Origin of the sequence: Vibrio sp. 1562 (genome assembly GCF_033340155.1) — a bacterium.
In the GTDB taxonomy this organism is placed as follows: Bacteria; Pseudomonadota; Gammaproteobacteria; order Enterobacterales; family Vibrionaceae; genus Vibrio; species Vibrio alginolyticus.
Genome location: NZ_JAWOVY010000416.1, coordinates 1 through 659 on the forward strand (window position 1 = coordinate 1; position 659 = coordinate 659).

General features: G+C 49.6%; 1 protein-coding gene. It reads left to right on the forward strand.

Features of this window, described 5'->3' with window-relative positions; translation table 11 throughout:
- On the forward strand, positions 1-659 hold a 659-nt coding region (locus tag R7Z49_RS25525; RefSeq protein WP_318112459.1), incomplete at both ends, for a CBS domain-containing protein.

Here is a 659-nt window from a genome sequence, read left to right on the forward strand (position 1 = left end):
CTTTTTAATCAAAATTGACCCCTTTGATAAACTGCCAGAACCTGTGGTTGAAAGCATCGCGAATTCCGTCAAGGTCAAGTACCTCGTGAGGGGTGAAACCATCGGTTTTAGCGCCTTGTGCGATCAACGTTACCTCTACATTATCCGAACCGGCGCCATTGAACAGCGCACGCCTAATGGCGAACTGCGTGCACGCCTTGGGCAAGATGACCAATTTGGTTTTACTTTCCTCGACCCACTCGAAAATGCCGAAGATGGTTACCAAGCGGAAGCGATTGAAGATTCATTGCTCTATTTGATCCCCCATTCTGAGCTAAAACTGGTCAGCGAAGAACACCCAGAATTTGCCGACTATTTTGCCGCCCAAGCCAATGTGCGCTTGAGTTCTGCGGTGAAGTACGTTTGTCGGAAAGAAGAAAAAGGGCTGTTCTTTCGTACCGTCGGCGAGATCGCCAGCGAAAACATTGCGATTGTCGATGTGAACGACTCTATCCGCAGTGTGGCGCAAACCATGTGCGGCAAACAACGCAGCTCCTGTGCCGTTGTGATGAAAGAAGGCGAAATTATTGGCTTAGTCACCGACCGAGATATGACGAAATCGGTCGTCGCACAAGACATGGATACCAATCAACCCATTGCCGACGTGATGACGCCAAACC